Origin of the sequence: Shewanella mytili (genome assembly GCF_046765975.1) — a bacterium.
GTDB classification, from domain to species: domain Bacteria; phylum Pseudomonadota; class Gammaproteobacteria; order Enterobacterales; family Shewanellaceae; genus Shewanella; species Shewanella mytili.
This window is the reverse complement of the sequence record NZ_JBKOUD010000005.1, coordinates 102,293-120,617: the sequence shown is the minus strand read 5'-3', so window position 1 is coordinate 120,617 and position 18,325 is coordinate 102,293. Positions and strand designations below refer to the sequence as shown.

Annotated in this window: 13 protein-coding genes; 1 reads left to right on the top strand and 12 read right to left on the bottom strand. The window is 53.6% G+C overall.

Translation table 11 applies throughout. The features are described 5' to 3' along the window. Positions 1 to 6: 6 nt before the first annotated feature. The 7 genes from mmsB to metA form a co-directional block, all read right to left on the bottom strand. Positions 7 to 909 (bottom strand): 3-hydroxyisobutyrate dehydrogenase, encoded by a 903-nt coding sequence (gene mmsB / locus ACIDEJ_RS07180; RefSeq protein WP_411987407.1) that lies wholly within the window; start codon positions 907 to 909, stop codon positions 7 to 9. A gap of 30 nt (positions 910 to 939) precedes the next feature. Continuing rightward, entirely contained in the window at positions 940 to 2,049 is a 1,110-nt protein-coding gene (locus tag ACIDEJ_RS07175; RefSeq protein ID WP_411987406.1) for an enoyl-CoA hydratase/isomerase family protein, read from the bottom strand. A gap of 11 nt (positions 2,050 to 2,060) precedes the next feature. Further along, entirely contained in the window at positions 2,061 to 2,834 is a 774-nt protein-coding gene (locus ACIDEJ_RS07170; protein ID WP_411987405.1) for an enoyl-CoA hydratase, read from the bottom strand. Between the two features lie 11 nt (positions 2,835 to 2,845). Then, a complete protein-coding gene (locus ACIDEJ_RS07165) occupies positions 2,846 to 4,003 on the bottom strand; it encodes an acyl-CoA dehydrogenase family protein (RefSeq protein ID WP_411987404.1) in 1,158 nt (385 codons plus the stop codon). Between the two features lie 89 nt (positions 4,004 to 4,092). Further along, positions 4,093 to 5,589 carry a CoA-acylating methylmalonate-semialdehyde dehydrogenase gene (locus ACIDEJ_RS07160; protein ID WP_411987403.1) on the bottom strand — a complete coding sequence of 499 codons (1,497 nt, stop codon included), beginning with the start codon at positions 5,587 to 5,589 and terminating at the stop codon, positions 4,093 to 4,095. A gap of 29 nt (positions 5,590 to 5,618) precedes the next feature. Then, positions 5,619 to 6,806 (bottom strand): thiolase family protein, encoded by a 1,188-nt coding sequence (locus ACIDEJ_RS07155; RefSeq protein ID WP_411987402.1) that lies wholly within the window; start codon positions 6,804 to 6,806, stop codon positions 5,619 to 5,621. A 313-nt stretch (positions 6,807 to 7,119) separates the two neighbouring features. Next, entirely contained in the window at positions 7,120 to 8,070 is a 951-nt protein-coding gene (gene metA, locus ACIDEJ_RS07150) for a homoserine O-succinyltransferase MetA (protein ID WP_411987401.1), read from the bottom strand. A 217-nt stretch (positions 8,071 to 8,287) separates the two neighbouring features. On the opposite strand from metA, the gene ACIDEJ_RS07145 reads away from it, so the two are divergent. Continuing rightward, positions 8,288 to 9,025, top strand: coding sequence for an SDR family NAD(P)-dependent oxidoreductase (locus ACIDEJ_RS07145; protein WP_411987400.1), 738 nt, complete (start codon positions 8,288 to 8,290; stop codon positions 9,023 to 9,025). A gap of 63 nt (positions 9,026 to 9,088) precedes the next feature. Here ACIDEJ_RS07145 and ompW read toward each other — a convergent pair whose 3' ends face one another. The 5 genes from ompW to purL all read right to left on the bottom strand — a co-directional run bounded on the left by ompW (position 9,089) and on the right by purL (position 18,172). Next, the gene (ompW, locus tag ACIDEJ_RS07140; RefSeq protein WP_411987399.1) at positions 9,089 to 9,727 is read right to left on the bottom strand and encodes an outer membrane protein OmpW; all 639 of its coding nucleotides are present in this window, start codon (positions 9,725 to 9,727) and stop codon (positions 9,089 to 9,091) included. A 546-nt stretch (positions 9,728 to 10,273) separates the two neighbouring features. Beyond that, the gene (cydX, locus tag ACIDEJ_RS07135; protein WP_411987398.1) at positions 10,274 to 10,387 is read right to left on the bottom strand and encodes a cytochrome bd-I oxidase subunit CydX; all 114 of its coding nucleotides are present in this window, start codon (positions 10,385 to 10,387) and stop codon (positions 10,274 to 10,276) included. Positions 10,388 to 10,399: 12 nt separating this feature from the next. Next, positions 10,400 to 11,560, bottom strand: coding sequence for a cytochrome d ubiquinol oxidase subunit II (cydB, locus tag ACIDEJ_RS07130; RefSeq protein WP_411987397.1), 1,161 nt, complete (start codon positions 11,558 to 11,560; stop codon positions 10,400 to 10,402). Between the two features lie 16 nt (positions 11,561 to 11,576). Further along, positions 11,577 to 13,151, bottom strand: coding sequence for a cytochrome ubiquinol oxidase subunit I (locus tag ACIDEJ_RS07125; RefSeq protein ID WP_411987396.1), 1,575 nt, complete (start codon positions 13,149 to 13,151; stop codon positions 11,577 to 11,579). 1,139 nt (positions 13,152 to 14,290) lie between these two features. Continuing rightward, positions 14,291 to 18,172: a phosphoribosylformylglycinamidine synthase gene (gene purL, locus ACIDEJ_RS07120; RefSeq protein ID WP_411987469.1), complete on the bottom strand. Its 3,882-nt coding sequence runs from the start codon at positions 18,170 to 18,172 to the stop codon at positions 14,291 to 14,293. Positions 18,173 to 18,325: the final 153 nt, after the last annotated feature.

Genomic DNA, 18,325 nt, shown 5'->3' with positions numbered 1-18,325 from the left:
TTGTGATTATGTTTGCTTGTTGCTGAACAGTTCGAAAATGCTGGAAAAATCCCGGCGCCCGTTGCCTTTGCGGCCATGAGAGACGAACAACGCCTGTGCCAATGCCCCCATGGGAATGCTGGAACGGCTTTTCTGGGCGGTCTCCTGGCTCAAACCGAGGTCTTTTACCATGAGATCCACCATAAAACCACCCTGGTAGCCGTTGGATGACGGCACACTGACCATCACCCCCGGGCAGGGGTTGTATTTATCCAGTGCCCAGTTGGCGCCACTGCTGGCTTTCATGATATCCGACAGCACTGCGGGATCCAAACCGTTATCAATTCCCAGACTCAAGGCTTCACTGGTGCCCGCCATCAATATGGACAGCAGCATGTTGTTGCAGATTTTCGCCGTTTGACCACAACCCGGGCCACCGGCATGAAAAATCGTGCTGCCCATGGCATTTAACACGATTTTCGCGCGTTCAACGGCTGCCACATTGCCGCCACAGATAAACGTCAAAGTGCCGGCCGCCGCGCCGGCGGTGCCGCCGGAAACCGGTGCATCCACGAAGTCGAACCCTTTGGCTTCAGCAGCCAACGACACCTCTTTGGCCGTGGCCGCATCAATGGTGGAGCAATCAATCAGCAAAGTGTCTTCCGACACGGTTTGCAGCAACCCGGTGGTGTCTGAATCGCCCAGATATAACGCCCGGCTGTGTTTGCCGGACGGCAACATGGACACCACCACATCGGCGCCGGTGGCCGCATCAATGGCGCTGCGACAGGCAACCGCCCCTTTGGCTTCCAGTGCGGCTACCGCCTCTGGCACCAGATCAAACGCCCTGACATGAAACCCTTTGTGCAACAGGTTAACCGCCATTGGCAAGCCCATGTTGCCCAGTCCAATAAACGCTACAGTGCTCATATTGCACGCTCCTGTGTAAATTTGATTCGGTTAAAGATCCGCCAGGGGATGCTCCTCGGGGAACGGGTCGGCCAGCAGGGCATTCACGGCTTCTTGCGGTGGCACACTGCCTTTGCCATAACGCCATTGGGGCGAGCGGTCCTTGTCCACCAGCAATGCCCTCACCCCCTCACAAAAATCACCGAAGGCGCAGCAGTTAAGGCTCCAGCCAAGCTCCATGCGAAAACAGTCCGCCAGTGACAGCGAGCGGCCAAGACTGGCTTGCTCCCAAGCCAGTGCCCAACTAAGGGGGCTGCCATTGAGCATGGTGTCCCGGGTTTTGAGCAGCCAGGAATGCTCACTGCTGAGCCCCTGCATTTTTTCGAGGATTTGCGCCAACTCGCCCGACATCAGCTCATCTATCAATGACTGATGGGATTTCAGCTGGCTATGCCCGGGATGCTCGCTGCTGTTGGCCTCAAGCATGGTCAGGGCATCGTGCAGTTTCTGGTGGTTCAGGGTGTGGTTATCACCCCAATTCAGTATGGTCATGGCATCCAGCAGTCGCGCTTTGTCGGCCGACCCCAGAAAATGGTTGGCAAAGCCGCAATAGCGGGCATCGGCCCCATTGAGATTATAGGCGGTAAGGCCAAGAAACAGCCCCATTTTGCCCGGCAGGCGGCCAAGAAAATAACTGCCCCCCACATCCGGATACAACCCGATGGTGACCTCTGGCATGGCAATGCGGGAGCGCTCGGTGACTATCCGGTGACTGGCGCCCATCATCAGCCCCAGCCCGCCGCCCATCACAATGCCGTCACCCCACAACAACACCGGCTTGCCAAAGGTGTGCAGCAGATAATCCAGCCGGTACTCCTCCTCAAAGAAAACCCTGGCTTCAGGCGTAAAGCCCCCGGGGTTTTGCTGCTGCGCCTGATACAGCGCCCGCACGTCGCCACCGGCGCAAAAGGCTTTATCGCCGCAGCCCTCGAGCATGATGGCCGCAATGTGCCCATCTTGTTGCCAGCGCTGCAATTGTTTGGTCAGGGCGCGAACCATCGGCAAATTCAAGGCATTGAGCGACTTTTGTGCATTGAGCGTGGCAACGCCAATCTGCTTGCCACTGGCGGTTTCCAGCGTATTAAACAGCACCTGTTCCACGGCAGTTCTCCTTAGACGTTGCGCCAATTAGCCGGACGTTTTTCCAAAAAGGCATTTACGCCCTCTTGCTGATCTTCTGTGTCAAACAACGCCACAAACCACTCCCGCTCCAAGGGTAATGCCTGCGTGCGCGGCATGCTGCGCCCGGCCTGAATCAACCGCTTGCAGGCCGTCACGCTGGCGGGGCTTTGCTTGGTGACCTTTTCAGCCAATGCCAAGGCGTGAGACAGGGCACTGCCGCTGGCAACCACCTCTTCCACCAGCCCGATGGCGAGCGCCTTGGCGGCAGTGAGCCGCTCTCCGCAGAGGATCATCCGCGTGGCCCAGCCTTCCCCCACCAGCGCGGTAAGATTCTGGGTGCCTCCGGCGCAGGGCAGCAACCCCACGCTGGCTTCCGGCAGCGCCAGTTGCGCCTGCTCTTCGGCAATGCGGATATCACAGGCCAGAGCCACTTCCAGGCCGCCGCCCATGGCATAGCCGTTAATGGCGGCAATGGACACGCCGCGAAAATGACTCAGTGCCTCAAATGCAGCACCAAAAGCGGCCGCCACGGTGGCCCCATGCCCTTTATCGCCATTGGCAAACTGCTTGAGATCCGCCCCGGCAGAAAAAAACTTGTCGCCGGCACCGGTCAGCACCAGCGCGCGCACCTCAGGCATGGCATTCAGCTGCAAAACACAATCCTGCAACTGCTGCAAACTGGCCACGGTCCAGGTGTTGGCCGGAGGGTTATTGATGGTGATGATGGCGCAGTGGCCTTCAATTTTGACAATTGACGGTAACATAAGCTCTCCGGTTACAGGGATTGATGGCTGTGTTGTTCCAGCAGGCGCCGGGCGATAATCAACCGCATGATTTCATTGGTGCCTTCCAGGATTTGGTGCACCCGCACATCACGGAAATGGCGCTCCAGCGGGTACTCACGAATGTAGCCGTAACCACCGTGAACTTGCAGTGCGCTGTCGCAAATGGCAAAGCCCGCATCGGTGGCAAAGCGTTTTGCCATGGCGCAATAGGTGGTGGCTTCCGGTGATTGCTCATCCAGTTTGGCGGCGGCCAGATACATCATCTGCCTTGCGGCCACAAGCTCGGTTGCCATGTCTGCCAATTTGAACTGCAACGCCTGAAATGCCGCCAACGGTTTGCCAAACTGCTGCCGCTCATGCATGTAAGTGAGCGCCTGCGCCATGGCGGCCGCCGCGGTGCCCACCGAGCAGGCGGCAATGTTGATGCGTCCGCCATCAAGCCCTTTCATGGCCATGCTGAAACCCTGGCCCTCTTCGCCCAGGCGATAACTGGCAGGAATGCGGACCTTGTCAAAACTAATCTGCCGGGTAGGCTGTGCATTCCAGCCCAGTTTGTCCTCGGCCTTGCCGTAGCTGATCCCCGCGCTGTCCGCAGGCACGGCAAACGCAGAAATGCCCTTGGGGCCGGCATCGCCGCTACGGGCCATCACAATCAGCAGCTCGGTGGCGCCCGCACCGGAAATGAAGCATTTGTTACCGGTGATCACATACTCGTCGCCTTCCCGTTTGGCACGGGTGGTAAGGGATGCCGCATCACTGCCAGCACCCGGTTCGGTCAGGCAGTATGATGCCAGTTTCTGACCTGAGGTCAGGGCTTCTGCCCAATCGTTTTTAAGCCCATCACCGCCCCATTTGCACAGCATCCAGGTGGCCATGTTATGGATGGTGATCATGGCGGTGGTAGTGGTGCAGCCCTTGGCCAACTGTTCAAAAATCAGCGCGGCGTCCAGCCGTGACAATCCAAGGCCGCCACAGTCTTCTGCGGCATACAAGCCACACAGGCCCAGTTCGCCGGCACGCTGGATAACCTCTTTCGGGAAATAATGCTCCGCATCCCAGCGGGCAGCATTGGGTGCCAGTTCATCAGCGGCAAACTGGCTGGCCATTTCCACAAACTGGCGCTGTTCTTCATTCAGATTAAAATTCATCGGTTACTCCTGACCGCGGTTTCCCGCGGTTATCTCAACACATCCAACACACGGCAACGGCGCACCGTTGCCTTGTTGCTATCCGGCGCTTATTTGAGGTTGATGGTCATATTGGGGCCAGAATGGGACATGTCATCCTCAAACCAACGGCTGGTGATGGTTTTGGTTTCGGTATAAAACCGCACCGCCTGCTTGCCATAGGCGTGCTGATCCCCATAGAAACTCCCTTTCCAGCCGGTGAAAGAGAAAAACGGCAAGGGGACGGGAATGGGAATGTTAATGCCCACCTGCCCCACTTCGATTTCATGCTGGAACTTGCGGGCCACGGCGCCGCTGCCGGTAAACAGTGATGTGCCATTGCCATAAGGATTGCGGTTGATGAGGGCGATGGCCTCTTCCAGGGACTCGGCTTCCATGCAGATAAGCACCGGGCCGAAAATCTCCTCTTTGTAGAGGGTCATCTCTTCGGTCACCCCCGTGAATAAGGTTGGCCCCACCCAGTTACCGGCCTCATGGCCCGGCACGCTGGCATCTGAGCCGTCGAGCAAACACTGCGCCCCTTCCTGTTTGCCTTGGGCAATCAGCCCGAGCACCCGCTGTTTTGCCTGAGGGCTTATCAAGGGCCCGAAGCCGGCATCGGGGTCATCCCATAAGCCGGGACGCACGCTGGCCATGGCATCACGCAGCTCCGGTATCCAGTGTTTGGTATCCCCCACAAAAACCGCCACCGAAATGGCCATGCAGCGTTGGCCGGCAGCGCCCACAGAAGCCCCCACCAACTGGTTAATAACCTGCTGCTTGTTGGCATCTGGCATAATCACGCTGTGGTTTTTGGCGCCGGCAAACGCCTGTACCCGTTTCATGTGCTCGGTCCCCGTCTGGTACACGTGACGCCCTACGGCAACGGAGCCCACAAACGAGATGGCCTTGATTTGCGGATGACACAGCAGGGTGTCCACCACGTCCCGATCGCCGTGCAGCAACTGCAACACGCCCTTGGGGGCACCGGCTTCATCAAACAGCTCTGCCAGTCGCTGCGCGGTCATCGGGTCCTGCTCGGAAGGCTTGAGGATAAAGGTGTTACCGCAAGCGATGGCCAACGGGAACATCCACAACGGGATCATGGCCGGGAAGTTGAACGGGGTGATGCCGGTACACACCCCCAAGGGCTGGATCATGCTGTAGGTGTCGATGCCGCGAGCGACGTTTTCCACGGTTTCCCCCATCAGCAGTGACGGAATGTTGCAGGCATGTTCCACCACCTCGATGCCGCGCCAGACATCGCCTTTGGCATCGGCAAAGGTTTTACCGGTTTCTTTGGCCAGAATGGTAGCCAGCTCATCATGATGGGCCTTGAGCAAATGCTGATAACGCAGCATTAACCGCGCCCGCTCCGGCACGGCAACCTGGCGCCAGCTTTTAAACGCGTCGGCCGCATTGCTGATGGCCTGTTCGATTTCTGCGGCTGTGGCGCAATTCACCTGCGCTATTGGCTGGTTATCCGCCGGATTGGTCACGCTGATGCAACGGCTGCCGTTTCCGGTGGTAAATTCACCGGCAATAAAATGCTTTACTTGAGTTGTCATAAAATTGGGATCCTGTTGTGACAGCCGTTTCAGACTTCTACGGCAATAGCTGTTGCTTCACCGCCACCGATACACAGTGTGGCAATGCCGCGTTTGAGACCTCGTTGCTGCAAGGCATGAATGAGCGTGACCACAATGCGGGCACCGGAGCAACCGATGGGATGGCCAAGGGCGCAGGCGCCGCCATTCACGTTCACTTTGGCAGGGTCCAGCCCCATTTCGCTGATGGCCAGCATGGTGACCATGGCAAATGCTTCGTTGATTTCAAACAGATCCACATCGCTCACCGACCATTGCAGTTTTTGCAGCAATTTATTGACCGCCCCGATGGGAGCCGTAGTGAATTCTGCCGGAGCCTGGGCATGGCTGCTGTGGGCCTTGATGGTGGCCAATACGGGCAATTGCAGCGCTTGGGCACGGGCGCGGGTCATCAGCATCAACGCCGCGGCGCCATCAGAAATGGAACTGGAATTGGCCGCGGTAATGGTGCCGTCTTTGGTAAAGGCAGGCCTTAAGGTGGGGATTTTTTCCGGTTTGGCATTGCCCGGTTGCTCATCGGTCTCCATCAGATACTCGCCTCGGCGCTCACTGACGGTCACCGGTACGATTTCATTCACGAATGCACCCGAGCTGATGGCGGCCTTGGCACGTTCCAGTGAGGTCAAAGCCCAGGCATCCATATCCCGGCGGCTCAGCCCGAACTCATCGGCGGTTTGCTGGGCAAAGCTTCCCATGGAACCACCGGTGTAGGCATCTTCCAGGCCATCGGTCAGCATGTGATCCACCAAACGGCCATGCCCCATCCGCTGCCCGGCGCGGGCTTTGTCAAGCAAATACGGTGCCCGGCTCATGCTTTCCATGCCTCCGGCAATCACCACCTGAGCGGTTTCAGCGCGGATCATGTCATGAGCCAACATCACGGCTTTCATGCCGGAGCCGCAAACTTTGTTCAGTGTGGTAGCACCGGTGGCAAGCGACAGCCCGGCACCCAAAGCCGCCTGACGCGCGGGAGCCTGCCCGACCCCAGCAGGCAACACGCACCCCAGCAGGACTTCTGACACCTCTCCGGCAGGTAACGCTGTGCTGTGTAACAGCTCCCGAATCACCGTGGCAGCCAGCTGTGGCCCGGCCACCGGCGCCAGGCTCCCCAAAAATCCCCCCATTGGTGTTCGCCGCGCCGCAACGATTACCACATCGTCCGTGATAGTCACGCCCATTTTCGCCCCCTCTGCTAGTGATAAATCCTGGCTCAACCGCAAAATGGCCAAGTTTGATATTGATCACAAGAATTACGTTTACGCTAACGTAAAGCAACTAGCCGTTAGTCTAACTTTAGCGCATGATGAAGTAATTAAGGGGGTACAAAGCGCGGATTAAGGCACAAGCGACTGATGATAAAAAAGGGGGGATAACAGCGGGGCGGTGGCCGTTTTGCCATGATTACCCTCGCCTTGCGCGGCAATGCGCCGCACACAAAACAAGGGCCACGGTTAAGTGGCCCACTGTCAAACAGCAGATAACGCGGCAGCATTAGCCACCATTGGCGCGCTCCCAGGGGGTAATGGCACTGATATCGTCCAAATCATAGGGCGTCAACTGGTACACGTAATAGTTAAGCCAGTTGCTTATCAGTAAATTGCCGTGACCAAACCAGCGGGCAACGGGTTCTTCGTCCGGGTCGTCATTATAGAAATAATTTTGCGGCACCGGCGGGTTGATCCCGGCAGCCACATCCCGCAAATACTCATCCCGCAAGGTGCCCTTACGGTATTCCGGGTGACCGGTTACAAACAGGTTCCGATGATCATGACTGATCACCAGATATGCCCCGGCCTGTGCCGATTCGGCCAACACCGACAACTGGGGATGCGCTTTTATCTCTGCCACATCCATCTGTGCATAACGGGAATGGGGAGCATAGAACACATCATCAAAGCCCCGGAGCAAAGGCACATGGGCATTGATGCGCCGATGTTCAAATACCCCGGAACATTTCACCTCCAGCAACTGCCGCTTGAGGCCGTACAGATGAAACAATCCCGCATGGGCCGCCCAGCACAAAAACAGTACTGACGTGACATGGGTCTGGGACCAGTCAATGATTTCCTTGATGTGTTCCCAATACGTGACCTCTTCAAAATCCAGCTGCCCTAACGGAGCACCGGTAATGATAAGTCCGTCAAAATTACGCCCTTTCACTTCGTCAAAGTCCCGATAGAAGGTGTTGAGATGATCCATCGGTGTGTGTTTGGACGCCTTGTCATGGATGCGCAATAACTCAATATCCACCTGCAACGGCGTGTTACTCAGCAACCGCAACAACTGGGTTTCGGTTTCGATTTTATTGGGCATCAGATTCAGGATCAGCACCCGGATAGGCCGGATATCCTGCATGGCAGCCCGGCTTTCCGACATCACGAAAATATTCTCGGATTCCAGAATATCCGTGGCCGGTAAATTATCAGGGATTTTTACAGGCATTATCCGTCCCTTTCTGTTAATTGGAGCATAGCAATTCTCCCATGAACCACGTTGTCTGCATGTACAGCGCCACGCTGATGACGCGCGTTACACTACAGACGGATAGATAGAATCATACATAAAGACTTCTAGATGTCCACACATCCAACAGCTAAATCTTGAGAAGGCCGGGCTATCATCCTATTATAAAGCCCGATTTTCTCAGCAGAGCCGCACTATGACCCGTACCTCCGCCATCATCGTGGGCGCCAGTTCCATGTTAAGTAAAGAGATTGCCAAGCAGTTGTCTGCCCAGGGCATCGAATTGGCTCTTCTGGCACACGATGCGAATACCATCAGCGAATTTGCCGCCACCTTGCCCACACCGGCTCACGTTTATGACTTGACCATTGAAACGCCCCAACGGCTCATCGCCCAGTTGGAAAGCGTCTGGCAAGAGATGGGCGATGTACGGCTGGTGCTGATTAACACGGGCCTTAACTCCTATCATCCCGACCTGCCCTGGACACTGGAGCAGGAGATTATTGACGTGGATGTCAGGGGCTTTGCGGCCGTGTGTAATACCGCTTTTCGTTTGTTCCGTACCCAAGGCATTGGGCAGATAGCGGTGATTAACTCCATTGCCGGGCAACGTGGCGGCCCCAGCGTGGCCTTTCATGCCGCCAAGGCATTTGCCCAGAATTATCTGGAAGGCTTGTCCATGCACGCACAGCGGCTGAAATTGCCGATAACCATTACCGACATCCAACTGGGGCTGCTGGATAAAGCCGCACTGCAACGCAGCCGTTTGTGGTTATCGCCGGTGGATGAAGTGGCGCGGCAAGTGGTCAGCGCCATTATCAAAGGCAAACGCCGGGTGTATGTCACCAAACGCTGGCGCCTGGTGGCCTGGCTGATAAGGATGTTGCCCGAATACATTTACAACACCCGTCACTGGCAAAACAAGAAACACTGATGGCTGCATTCATGCAATAAAAAAGGTGCCCATGGCACCTTTTTTATTGCATGAATGCAGCGGTTAGAACTTGTAACCCACGCTAATCATGTAAACCCATGGGTCAATGTCGGTTTCAACAACCTGTTTGGCACCACCCATGTTGAATTTCACATCTGTGCTGATCTGGGCATACCAAACAGAGGCATTCACCAACCAGTTTTTATCAACCTGATAATCAATCCCCGCTTGAGCTGCCCATCCCCAAGAGTTACTCAAGCTCAAATCGGTTAAGGCCCCATCCAGATCGTTGGTGAAGTCATTATCAAAGAAGTTGGTGTAGTTAACACCGGCACCTACGTAAGGACGCACTTTGGAGTTGGCATTACCAAAATAATACTGGGCAACCAGCGTAGGTGGCAGCTGTTTGGTTTCGGCAATCTTACCCAGGTCTCCCAACGATACATCATGGCTAAATGGTGTAGCCGCCAGCAATTCAACACCCACGTTGTCAGTCAGCATATAGCCAAAGTTCAGCCCCAGCTGCGTGTTGTTATCAACCCCAAATTCAGCAACATTAGCAACCACAGGACTGGACTCATTAGGTGCTACCATCACCGCCCCCGCGCGAACGATAATATCACCAGCCTGGTGAGCCATAACTGGCGCAGTGGCAGAAAACAGTGCAGCAACCATCAATCCTGACAGAATATTCTTTTTCATTTACTCACTCCATAGCGACTTGATACCGCATCAATTTTTGTGTTTCTTATAACTTCCGCGTCTACCCTGCCATTATGACTGTCATAAAACTTTGACTTGTATCAATTTTTTAAGGTCAGACCACCATTTATCAGCATCATTGAATATGTGATCACAGATTTAATAAGCGATATCTTTTTTGCTTGTTTCATCACATTACAAAAACAGATTTAAACTTTGATTTTAAATCTTTAAAAAAGATTGCAATTGATATGAATTTTAGAAATCAACTCTTGGATATTAATAGAATTTTTTTATGAATACAGGATATGCAGGGCTGCTGATGCCGGATGGATTTTGCGGTAAAAAGGCCCCTTGCGTTGCATCGCCTTTGCCTTTATCTGCATTTACATTCTCATGCAAAAGTCCTGATGCGCATCAGGCATACAGATAACAGGGCATGGTGGCAACAGGACGGAAAAGCATTGCCCAGTCACCACCATGCACAAACAAAACGCCCCTGAGCACAAAGGCACCAGGGGCGTTTTTTAGCGGGTAATCTGCTGTTTATTTGTCAGCTTCTTCCCTATCCATGTTTTCTGTGTTTTCCAACCAGAGAGCATTGATAATACCGAAGGCACAAGCCAGCAGCAGACCGAGTACCCAAGTGAAATACCACATAACTGCAGCTCCTTAGTAAAGTGATGTACTGTTGGTTTCAATGTGCTGGCGACCGATACGGCCATACATCTTGAAGTAAGTGTACAGGGTGTAGCCCAGTACAATAGGTACCAAGATGATGGCAACCCAAGTCATCACGAACAGTGTCAGATGGCTTGCTGTCGCATCCCACATGGTCAGGCTCACATTTGGATCCAGTGATGATGGCATCACAAATGGGAACATGGAAACACCACAGGTCAGGATCACACCGGCAATGGTCAGTGAGCTGAACAGGAATGCCAGACCAGAACGTCCCATACGGCTAGTGATCACCACCAATAATGGTGATACCAGACCCAGTACCGGGAAGATGATGGTCAGAGGATATTCGCTGTAGTTGGTCAACCAGGCACCGGCTTCAACCGCAACTTGCTTGGTTGTCGGGTCTGAGGCTGCGTGGGTATCCAGTACGGATTTCACCACATAACCGTCAATACCATATGCCAGCCAAACACCCGCGGCGGCAAACAGCACCACAATCACCAGAGACAGTAACTGAGCGGCACCGGCAACACGGTGGTGCAGTTCACCTTCGGTCTTCATCTGCAACCAGCAAGCGCCCTGGTTCATGAACATGGCCACACTGATAAGCCCGGCCAGCAGGCCATAAGGGTTCAACAGGTAGATGAGGTTCAACAACCAGTTGCTGTCTTCTGTGCCGTAGTATGGACGCAGGTATTCGTCAAACTGGAACGGCACGCCCTGCAGCAGGTTACCAAAGGCAACACCAATCACCAGTGGCGGAATGAAGCCACCGATAAACAGGCACCAGTCCCAGGTTTTACGCCATTTTGGATTGGCGATCTTGGAGCGGTAGTCAAAACCTACCGGACGCAACCACAAGGCTGCCAGCACCAAGAACATGGCCACATAAAAGCCGGAGAAAGATACCGCGTAAACAGTTGGCCAAGAGGCAAACAGCGCGCCACCGGCAGTGATCAACCATACCTGGTTGCCATCCCAGTGGGGGGCAACGGTGTTAATCATCACACGGCGCTCGGTGTCATCCTTGCCCACAAAAGGAAGCAAGGCACCAACCCCCATATCAAAGCCGTCTGTTACCGCGAAGCCAATCAGCAGTACGCCAACCAGCGCCCACCAGACAAATCTTAATATTTCGTAATCAAACATGGTCTAATCCCTCTGCTCAGGCTTCCAATTTTTCGAAGTGATAACGGCCTGTCTTCAGACTGCTGGGGCCACGACGTGCAAACTTGATCATCAAGAACAACTCGATTACCAGCAACACGGTGTAAATCAGGGTAGCAGTAATGATACTGAACCACAGATCACCAGCACTCAAGGATGATGCAGACATGTAAGTGGGCAGCACTTCAGAGATGGTCCAAGGCTGACGGCCATACTCTGCCACAAACCAACCACATTCAATGGCAATCCATGGCAATGGCAAGCTGTACAGTGCAGTTTTGAGCACCCAGGGTTTTTCTTCAACCTTGTGGCGTGTGCTCTGCCAGAACGCAGCGGCAAACACCAACAGCATGAAGAAGCCCAGACCCACCATGATGCGGAAGGTATAGAACAGCGGTGCTACGTTAGGAATGGAATCCTTCGCGGCAGCGGCAACCATCTCATCGGTGGCGTCCACAATCTTGGCAGTATAAGGTTTCAGCAGCAGGCCATAGCCCAAATCCACTTTCATCTCTTCAAATGCGGCTCTTTCAGCATCGGTAACCACCACGCTCGGATCTTTTTTGGCGGCACGCAGTTTTTCAAGCAGCGCATAAGCCTTCATGCCGTTACGGATACGAACTTCATGGTCAGCAATCAAATCATGGATACCGGTTACCTGATCGCTCAGAGAACGGGTAGCGATAATCCCCATGGCATATGGGATTTTGATGGCGAAGTCGGTTTCCATGGTTTCCTGGTTGGGATAACCAAACGCGGTAAAGGAAGCTGGTGCCGGCTCAGTGTGCCATTCCGCTTCAACCGCAGCCAGTTTCACGCGCTGCACTTCACCCATGCGATAACCGGATTCGTCACCCAGTACAATCACTGACAAAATGGAGGCCATACCGAAGCTGGCAGCAACGGCAAATGAACGGCGGGCAAAAGGCAAATCACGTTTTTTGAGGATGTAGTAAGCACTGATGGCCAGTACGAACATGGAACCTGCCACATAACCGGATGCCACAGTATGAACAAATTTCACCTGCGCAACAGGGTTGAAGATCACCTCTGCAAAGCTGGTCATTTCCATACGCATGGTTTCATAGTTAAACACGGAACCCACTGGGTTCTGCATCCAACCGTTGGCCACCAAAATCCACAGGGCTGACAAGTTGGTCCCTAAAGCCACCAACCAGGTTGCCGCCAGATGCTGGCGTTTGGACATGCGATCCCAACCAAAGAAGAACATCCCGACGAATGTTGATTCAAGGAAGAATGCCATCAGGCCTTCAATGGCCAGAGGTGCCCCGAAGATATCCCCTACATAGTGGGAATAGTAAGACCAGTTAGTCCCGAACTGGAACTCCATGGTCAGGCCCGTGGCCACCCCAAGTGCAAAGTTGATACCGAACAACTTACCCCAAAACTTGGTCATGTCCTTATACACTTGCTTATTGGTCATCACATACAGTGACTCCATAATAGCCAGCAAAAAGGTCATGCCCAGAGTGAGGGGAACAAACAAGAAGTGATACATGGCTGTCAGCGCAAACTGAAAGCGCGATAGCTCAACAACCTCTTCAATTATCATTTGTGACTCCTTACATGGTGTTCCATCTACCCGTTTTAATCCCCATTAAAACGACAGGATGAAGAGTAGGATAGCGTTAGTAAATTTCTATCCGATGTAGATTCATCAGATAAACCATCCAAATGATTCCCGAACTGCATTTCGACAACGCTAACCTCATAAATTAGGTTTTTGCTATCTTTTTGTGACGCGAATCACATTTATTAGAATTTTGCGTTACATTTCAAAGCTAACTCTATTCATTTCGCTAACAAAACATTAAATATCAGCGACTTGAATGATTTCACCTGTCAAAATTCGACATCATTTTATACCACCAGACTTTGACCCAAATCAATCAAACCCTTGGATTTAAGCGGTTTTTGAGGTGAGCGGCACACTCGACAAAACACCTTATTGACGAATTAATAAATGTGTGCTAGGAATTGGCGTGATTTTGCCATTATTATATTTTTTTACTCGTTTAATAACAAAATTAATTTAATCCAATAAAAGTATTAGTTATCAGTTTTTTATATTTATATTTTTTATTAACTACATAATCAATTTATTGATTTTATTTGATATTTATAAATTTAATCACATCTATGCATTATATTTTATTATGTGATTTTTCATTTTTAGCTAAAAACACCTCCACAAGGTAACGAAAAACTTTCCAGCCAAAACGGTGCCATCTTTACCCGACAACCCCACCACAAGCCCTCTGAACAGCCCGCCAAAACCATGACTAGCGGGGATAAACCCCTGTGGCGACCGGGTGTTTCACCCCTTGAAGATTCAATCTATTATATTGTTTTTATTATTAAAGTTTATTTACAAACCAGGCAAAATACCAGTAAAGCCCTGCCGGGCAACTGCCGACATAAACTGTCATGGTGCAACACGCCGCATCTGACCAAGATACTTAGCAAAGATTGGGGGAAATCCCCGTGAAAACATTAACAAGGCTTAAGGTGATAAAACCATTTACATTGTGGCAAGATAGAACTTTTGTTCACTTCAGCAACCGCGAAAGTAAAAACAAATAGTTAATTAAATGAATTTAAAGCATTTTTTAAGAATGGAATTGTCATAAAAAAAAGCGGGCATTAAATTTACCCGCTTTTTTACATCAGAAAAAATTCATATGAGGGGCGTTACCCCACATTTACCCGAGCATTACGGAACATGCGCATCCACGGGCTGTCTTCTCCCCATTGATCGGGATGCCAAGAGTTGGCCACAGTGCGGAACACCCTCTCAGGATGCGGCATCATGATGGTGACCCGGCCATCGGCAGAGGCAATCCCTGCCAGCCCCTGCGGAGAACCGTTGGGGTTTTGCGGATAACGGGTGGCAATCTCGCCGCTGCCGGTCACATAACGCAGGGCGACCGTACCACTTTGCTCTGCCTGCTGCTGGGCTGCCACCGAGGTGAATTCGGCGCGCCCTTCCCCGTGGGACACCGCAATCGGCATTCTGGAACCGGCCATGCCCTGGAAGAACAAGGACGGGCTTTGCTGAATTTCCACCAGACTGAAGCGAGCCTCAAAACGTTCCGAGCGGTTACGCACAAAACGTGGCCAATGCTCGGCGCCGGGGATGATCTCCTTGAGGTTTGATAACATCTGACAACCATTGCATACCCCGAGGGCAAAGCTGTCCTCACGGGCAAAGAACTGGCTGAATTCATCCCGGGCACGGGGGTTGAACAAAATGGATTTTGCCCAGCCCTCACCGGCGCCCAACACGTCACCGTAAGAGAAGCCGCCGCAAGCCACCAGCCCCTGGAACTGCTGTAACTGGATGCGCCCTGACAGCACATCCGACATGTGCACATCGATGCTTTCAAAACCTGCCCGGTCAAAGGCCGCTGCCATTTCAGTCTGGGAGTTCACCCCTTGCTCACGCAAAATGGCCATTTTCGGTGCAGCACCTTTCAGGATATAAGGCGCGGCAACATCTTCCGCGGGATCAAAGCCCAGTTTTACGGTCAAGCCAGGATCCGTTGCATCCTGTTTCAGCTGGAACTCTTCCAGCGCACATTGCGGATTATCCCGCAGCGCCTGCATGCGATAGGTGGTTTCAGACCAAAGGGTGCGCAGCTCGGTGCGACTGGCGCTAAACACGTCACGATTGCCATCTGCAATGCGCAGCACATCTTCATCATTCAATGTTGCCACCGGCACACAGCTGACGCCCGCAGCCTGATAGGCAGCCATCACCTCGGCAGCATCAGCAGCGGCCACCTGCACCACGGCGCCAAGTTCTTCATTGAACAGGCGGGCAATGTCGCTGCCTGGCAGTCCGCTTAGCTCCACATTCAGCCCGGTATGGCCGGCAAAGGCCATTTCAGCCAAAGTCACCAGCAAACCGCCATCACTGCGATCGTGATAGGCCAGCAATTTGCGTTCTGCCACCAGCGCCTGGGTCACGTTGAAGAACCCTTTCAGCACAGCGGCGTTATCTGCATCCGGGGCGTTATCCCCCAGCTCGCCATACACCTGAGCCAAACAGGAACCGCCCAAACGCTGCTGCCCATTGGCCACATCCACCAATAACAATGCGGTATCGCCTTTGTCAGTGCGCAGCTCCGGCGTTACGGTGTTGCGAACATCACGCACGGCCGCGAATGCCGTGATGATCAGAGACAACGGCGCGGTAACGGTTTTCTGTCCGTCACTGTCTTCCCAAGCGGTTTTCATGGACATGGAGTCCTTGCCCACCGGAATGGTCAGCTCCAGCTCAGGGCACAACTCTTCGCCCACCGCTTTCACGGCTGCGTACAAGCCAGCGTCTTCGCCGGGGTGACCGGCTGCCGACATCCAGTTGGCAGACAGTTTAATCCGTTTCAAATCGCCAATGTCCGTCCCGGCAATATTCAGCAGTGACTCAGCCACCGCCATGCGGGCAGAAGCGGCAAAATCCAGCAAAGCCAGCGGCGTGCGCTCGCCAATGGACATGGCTTCGCCGGCGTAGGTGTCAAAGGTGGCGGCGGTGACGGCGCAATCCGCCACCGGCACCTGCCAAGGGCCAACCATTTGATCCCGATTGACCAGCCCGGTCACGCTGCGATCGCCAATGGTGATAAGGAAGGTTTTATCCGCCACAGCGGGCAAGTTCAGTATCCGTTTCACCGCTTCCGGCAGGGCAATGCGGTCCTGCGCCAACGGTGTGCCGCTAACCTGCTGTGTGGTTACGTCACGGCTCATTTTGGGCGCTTTGCCCAGCAGCACTTCCAGCGGCAAATCGATGGGTTTATTGTCAAAGTGCTCATCATGCAGGCTGAGGTGCTCTTCTGCCGTTGCTTCCCCTACCACGGCAAAAGGTGCCCGCTCCCGTTCACAAATGGCGGTAAAGGTGGCCAGTTTTTCAGCGGCCACGGATAGCACATAACGCTCTTGCGACTCGTTACACCAGATTTCCAGCGGGCTCATGCCCGGTTCATCCGATGGCACATTGCGCAGCTCAAACTTGCCGCCACGGCCGGCATCGCTCACCAGCTCAGGGAAGGCATTCGACAAACCGCCGGCGCCCACATCGTGAATAAACTGGATGGGGTTGTCTTCACCCAACTGCCAGCAGCGGTCAATCACTTCCTGACAGCGGCGCTCCATTTCCGGGTTGTCGCGCTGTACTGAGGCAAAATCCAGATCTTCGCTGGACTGCCCGGACGCCATGGAGGATGCGGCACCGCCGCCAAGGCCAATGTTCATGGCTGGGCCACCCAGCACAATCAGCTTGGCGCCAAGGGAGATTTCCCCTTTTTGTACGTGTTCTTCGCGAATATTGCCAAGGCCGCCGGCCAGCATGATGGGTTTGTGGTAACCACGGACTTCCACACCGTTATGGCTGCACACCTGCTGCTCGTAGGTACGGAAATACCCCAGCAGTGCCGGGCGTCCGAATTCGTTGTTAAAGGCAGCGCCGCCCAGCGGGCCATCCATCATGATGTCAAAGGCACTGACAATCCGCTCCGGCTTGCCATAATCCCCTTCCCATGGCTGCACAAAGCCCGGAATTTTCAGGTTGGATACGCTAAAGCCCGTCAGGCCGGCCTTGGGTTTTGAGCCGCGGCCGGTGGCGCCTTCATCACGGATTTCGCCGCCGGAGCCGGTGGCCGCACCGGGATAAGGGCTGATGGCGGTGGGATGATTGTGGGTTTCCACCTTCATCAGGATATGCACCGGCTCAGTGTGATAACGATAAACGCCGTCAGTATCCGGGAAGAAACGGCCGGCATCGCATCCGGTCATGACCGCCGCGTTGTCTTTGTAAGCAGACAGCACGTAATCCGGTGTATTTTCAAAGGTGTTCTTGATCATCTTGAACAATGATTTGGGCTGCACCTCATCATCAATGGTCCAATCCGCATTGAAAATCTTGTGACGGCAGTGCTCAGAGTTGGCCTGGGCAAACATCATCAGCTCAATGTCATTGGGGTTGCGCCCCAGCTTGATGAAGTTTTCCACCAGATAATCGATTTCGTCCTCAGCCAGAGCCAAACCCAACTGCCGGTTGGCCACTTCCAGTGCACGGCGGCCTTCGGCGAGAATATTCACGCTGACAAACGGTTTGGGCTGTGCTTTCTGGAACAGGCAGGCCGCGGCATCAAAACCGTCCAGTACCACTTCCATCATGCGATCATGGAGCAAGCCTTTAAGCTGTTGCTGTTGTTGCCCGTCCATGGCATCACCCTGCACGTAATAGGCAATGCCCCGCTCCAGGCGGCTTATCTGTTGCAGGCCGCAGTTATGGGCAATATCGGTGGCTTTGGAAGACCAGGGAGAAATCGTGCCAGGCCGCGGCGTCACAAATAAAAGCTGACCCTGAGGCTCATGGGATTCAATGGCCGGGCCATAAGTGAGGAGCTTTTCCAGCTGCATTTTATCGGCATCGGCCAATGGGGTTGTCACGTCGGCCAAATGCACATATTCAGCGTAGATATCCTTGACTGGCAGCCCGGCAGCACGACAGGCTTGTAACAATTTTTGCACTCTGAAATCTGAGAGTGCCGGGGCTCCGCGGATGATTTCCATCACGTCTTATCACCTTTTTAGATAGGAATACAGGGTCAGAAGTGCCGATATTATAGGGAAATACCGTGGGTAAATCACCTCGCAGTTAGCGCAATTAACCACCATCTATGGTATAAACTTATGCAATAAGAGGAACATAGCGTTCAGCACACC